Consider the following 5,244-nt stretch of genomic DNA (forward strand, 5'->3'; position numbering starts at 1 on the left):
GCCTGTGGTTCCTGTCGGTTGGGTTCCTTTGAAAATCACAGCAGGACGCTGGCGGGGGTCGCCGTTTTCCCGGTGACGGACCGCTACTGCTCCGTGTGATGTGCCCGGACGGTGTCCGGGGTGAAGCATTCATGGAGAGTTTGATCCTGGCTCAGGACGAATGCTGGCGGCGTGCTTAACACATGCAAGTCGAACGGTGAAGCCCTTCGGGGTGGATCAGTGGCGAACGGGTGAGTAACACGTGGGCAATCTGCCCTGCACTCTGGGATAACCCGGGGAAACTCGGGCTAATACCGGATACGACGCGTTTCCGCATGGGATGCGCGTGGAAAGCTCCGGCGGTGCAGGATGAGCCCGCGGCCTATCAGCTTGTTGGTGGGGTAATGGCCTACCAAGGCGACGACGGGTAGCCGGCCTGAGAGGGCGACCGGCCACACTGGGACTGAGACACGGCCCAGACTCCTACGGGAGGCAGCAGTGGGGAATATTGCACAATGGGCGCAAGCCTGATGCAGCGACGCCGCGTGAGGGATGACGGCCTTCGGGTTGTAAACCTCTTTCAGCAGGGAAGAAGCCTTCGGGTGACGGTACCTGCAGAAGAAGCACCGGCTAACTACGTGCCAGCAGCCGCGGTAATACGTAGGGTGCGAGCATTGTCCGGAATTATTGGGCGTAAAGAGCTCGTAGGCGGCCTGTCGCGTCGGATGTGAAAGCCCGGGGCTTAACCCCGGGTCTGCATTCGATACGGGCAGGCTAGAGTTCGGTAGGGGAGACTGGAATTCCTGGTGTAGCGGTGAAATGCGCAGATATCAGGAGGAACACCGGTGGCGAAGGCGGGTCTCTGGGCCGATACTGACGCTGAGGAGCGAAAGCGTGGGGAGCGAACAGGATTAGATACCCTGGTAGTCCACGCCGTAAACGTTGGGAACTAGGTGTGGGCGACATTCCACGTTGTCCGTGCCGCAGCTAACGCATTAAGTTCCCCGCCTGGGGAGTACGGCCGCAAGGCTAAAACTCAAAGGAATTGACGGGGGCCCGCACAAGAGGCGGAGCATGTGGCTTAATTCGACGCAACGCGAAGAACCTTACCAAGGCTTGACATCGCCGGGACAGCTCCAGAGATGGGGTTTCCTTTTGGTCCGGTGACAGGTGGTGCATGGCTGTCGTCAGCTCGTGTCGTGAGATGTTGGGTTAAGTCCCGCAACGAGCGCAACCCTTGTTCTGTGTTGCCAGCACGCCCTTCGGGGTGGTGGGGACTCACAGGAGACTGCCGGGGTCAACTCGGAGGAAGGTGGGGACGACGTCAAGTCATCATGCCCCTTATGTCTTGGGCTGCACACGTGCTACAATGGCCGGTACAGTGAGCTGCGATACCGCGAGGTGGAGCGAATCTCCAAAAGCCGGTCTCAGTTCGGATTGGGGTCTGCAACTCGACCCCATGAAGTCGGAGTCTCTAGTAATCGCAGATCAGCATTGCTGCGGTGAATACGTTCCCGGGCCTTGTACACACCGCCCGTCACGTCACGAAAGTCGGTAACACCCGAAGCCGGCGGCCCAACCCCTTGGGGAGGGAGTCGTCGAAGGTGGGACTGGCGATTGGGACGAAGTCGTAACAAGGTAGCCGTACCGGAAGGTGCGGCTGGATCACCTCCTTTCTAAGGAGCGCATGCCGTTTGCAGGCGAATGTTCTGCACGGTTGCTCATGGGTGGAACGTTGATTATTCGGCACTCGGCTGGTTCTTCTGGTTCTAGTACTGCCCTTTCGGGGTGTGGAACGGACGGGGAGGGGCGGTTCGGGTGCCGGGCGCGCTGTTGGGTCCTGAGGGAACGAGGTTTCGTTTCCTTGGACTGATCACGCCGGAGCCCCAGCAGGTGGGGGGTGACTGGTCGTTGTTTGAGAACTGCACAGTGGACGCGAGCATCTGTGGCCAAGTTTTTAAGGGCGCACGGTGGATGCCTTGGCACCAGGAACCGATGAAGGACGTGGGAGGCCGCGATAGACCCCGGGGAGTTGTCAACCGAGCTGTGATCCGGGGGTGTCCGAATGGGGAAACCCGGCAGTCGTCATGGGCTGTCACCCGCTGCTGAACTCATAGGCAGTGTGGAGGGAACGCGGGGAAGTGAAACATCTCAGTACCCGTAGGAAGAGAAAACAACAGTGATTCCGGGAGTAGTGGCGAGCGAAACCGGATGAGGCTAAACCTCAGGCGTGTGATACCCGGCAGGGGTTGCGTTTGGGGGGTTGTGGGAGTGGGCTTCAGTCGTCTGCCGGCGGCTGGGCGAGTGATAAACCATCATGGTAGTCGAAGGGCATGCGAAAGGCCCGGCGTAGAGGGTAAGACCCCCGTAGACGAAATCGTGGTGGCTTGCTTGCTCATTTCCCAAGTAGCACGGGGCTCGAGGAATCTCGTGTGAATCTGGCGGGACCACCCGCTAAGCCTAAATATTCCCTGGTGACCGATAGCGGATAGTACCGTGAGGGAATGGTGAAAAGTACCGCGGGAGCGGAGTGAAATAGTACCTGAAACCGTGTGCCTACAAGCCGTGGGAGCGTCGCATGCAGGGCTTGCCCTGTGTGTCGTGACTGCGTGCCTTTTGAAGAATGAGCCTGCGAGTTTGCGGTGTGTGGCGAGGTTAACCCGTGTGGGGTAGCCGTAGCGAAAGCGAGTCCGAATAGGGCGGTTGAGTCGCACGCTCAAGACCCGAAGCGGAGTGATCTAGCCATGGGCAGGGTGAAGCGGCTGTAAGAGGTCGTGGAGGCCCGAACCCACCAGGGTTGAAAACCTGGGGGATGACCTGTGGTTAGGGGTGAAAGGCCAATCAAACTCCGTGATAGCTGGTTCTCCCCGAAATGCATTTAGGTGCAGCGTCGTGTGTTTCTTGCCGGAGGTAGAGCACTGGATAGGCGATGGGCCTTACCGGGTTACTGACCTTAGCCAAACTCCGAATGCCGGTAAGTGAGAGCACGGCAGTGAGACTGTGGGGGATAAGCTCCATGGTCGAGAGGGAAACAGCCCAGAGCATCGACTAAGGCCCCTAAGCGTGCGCTAAGTGGGAAAGGATGTGGAGTCGCAGAGACAACCAGGAGGTTGGCTTAGAAGCAGCCATCCTTGAAAGAGTGCGTAATAGCTCACTGGTCAAGTGATTCCGCGCCGACAATGTAGCGGGGCTCAAGCGTACCGCCGAAGTCGTGTCACTCACACAATACCTTCAACGAGGGTGTGGGTGGGTAGGGGAGCGTCGTGTGCCGGGTGAAGCCGCCTCGTGAGGGAGTGGTGGACGGTACACGAGTGAGAATGCAGGCATGAGTAGCGATTCACACGTGAGAAACGTGTGCGCCGATTGACCAAGGGTTCCTGGGGCAGGCTGATCCGCCCAGGGTAAGTCGGGGCCTAAGGCGAGGCCGACAGGCGTAGTCGATGGATAACGGGTTGATATTCCCGTACCCGCTGTGAAGCGTCAACGCCGAGGCTGGTGATGCTAAGGCCGTGAAGCCGCCCTGAGTCCTTCGGGATGAGGGGAGTGGTGGAGCCGCCGATCCAGGCCAGTATTAGGTGAGCGATGGGGTGACGCAGGAAGGTAGTCCATCCCGGGCGGTGGTTGTCCCGGGGTAAGGGTGTAGGACGTCACGTAGGTAAATCCGCGTGGCACACAGTCTGAGACCTGATGCCGAGCCGTTGTGGTGAAGTGGATGATCCTATGCTGTCGAGAAAAGCCTCTAGCGAGTTTCATGGCGGCCCGTACCCTAAACCGACTCAGGTGGTCAGGTAGAGAATACCGAGGCGTTCGGGTGAACCGTGGTTAAGGAACTCGGCAAAATGCCCCCGTAACTTCGGGAGAAGGGGGGCCGTTGCTGGTGAAGGGACTTGCTCCTGGAGCTGGTGGCGGCCGCAGTGGCCAGCGAGAAGCGACTGTTTACTAAAAACACAGGTCCGTGCGAAGCCGTAAGGCGATGTATACGGACTGACGCCTGCCCGGTGCTGGAACGTTAAGGGGACCGGTTAGCTGCTCTTCGGGGTGGCGAAGCTGAGAACTTAAGCGCCAGTAAACGGCGGTGGTAACTATAACCATCCTAAGGTAGCGAAATTCCTTGTCGGGTAAGTTCCGACCTGCACGAATGGCGTAACGACTTCTCGACTGTCTCAACCACGGGCCCGGTGAAATTGCATTACGAGTAAAGATGCTCGTTTCGCGCAGCAGGACGAAAAGACCCCGGGACCTTTACTACAGCTTGATATTGGTGTTCGGTTCGGCTTGTGTAGGATAGGTGGGAGACTGTGAAGCCTCAACGCCAGTTGGGGTGGAGTCGTTGTTGAAATACCACTCTGGTCGTGCTGGATGTCTAACCTGGGTCCGTGATCCGGATCAGGGACAGTGTCTGGTGGGTAGTTTAACTGGGGCGGTTGCCTCCTAAAGGGTAACGGAGGCGCCCAAAGGTTCCCTCAGCCTGGTTGGCAATCAGGTGGTGAGTGTAAGTGCACAAGGGAGCTTGACTGTGAGACTGACGGGTCGAGCAGGTGCGAAAGCAGGGACTAGTGATCCGGCGGTGGCTTGTGGAAGCGCCGTCGCTCAACGGATAAAAGGTACCCCGGGGATAACAGGCTGATCTTCCCCAAGAGTCCATATCGACGGGATGGTTTGGCACCTCGATGTCGGCTCGTCGCATCCTGGGGCTGGAGTTGGTCCCAAGGGTTGGGCTGTTCGCCCATTAAAGCGGTACGCGAGCTGGGTTTAGAACGTCGTGAGACAGTTCGGTCTCTATCCGCTGTGCGCGTAGGAGTCTTGTGAAGGGCTGTCCCTAGTACGAGAGGACCGGGACGGACGGACCTCTGGTGTGCCAGTTGTTCTGCCAAGGGCATGGCTGGTTGGCTACGTTCGGGAGGGATAACCGCTGAAAGCATCTAAGCGGGAAGCCTGCTTCGAGATGAGGGCTCCCACCCACGTGATGGGGTAAGGCTCCCTGTGGATGACAGGGTTGATAGGCCAGGTATGGAAGCACGGTGACGTGTGGAGTTGACTGGTACTAATAGGCCGAGGGCTTGTCCTCAGGTGCTTCGCGTCCACTGTGTAGTTCTGAGACTACGACCATTGCACACGTTTGTGGTGTGTGGGGTTGTGGTTGGTGTTTCGGTGGTTATTGCGTAGGGGAAACGCCCGGTTACATTCCGAACCCGGAAGCTAAGCTCTACTGCGCCGATGGTACTGCGGAGGGGACTTCGTGGGAGAGTAGGACACCGCCGGACT

Annotated in this window: 3 rRNA genes; all 3 read left to right on the forward strand. The window is 58.6% G+C overall.

The window, feature by feature from the left end:
• The first annotated feature begins 128 nt into the window (after positions 1-128).
• The 3 genes from ACYVO2_RS37055 (at position 129) to rrf (ending at position 5,243) form a co-directional block, all read left to right on the forward strand.
• A 16S ribosomal RNA gene (locus ACYVO2_RS37055) occupies positions 129-1,655 on the forward strand.
• Between the two features lie 271 nt (positions 1,656-1,926).
• Positions 1,927-5,047 (forward strand): 23S ribosomal RNA (locus ACYVO2_RS37060).
• Between the two features lie 79 nt (positions 5,048-5,126).
• Positions 5,127-5,243, forward strand: a 5S ribosomal RNA gene (gene rrf / locus ACYVO2_RS37065).
• Together the 16S, 23S and 5S rRNA genes form the textbook arrangement of a ribosomal RNA operon.
• Position 5,244 lies beyond the last annotated feature (1 nt).

Source organism: Streptomyces capparidis (assembly GCF_054782095.1).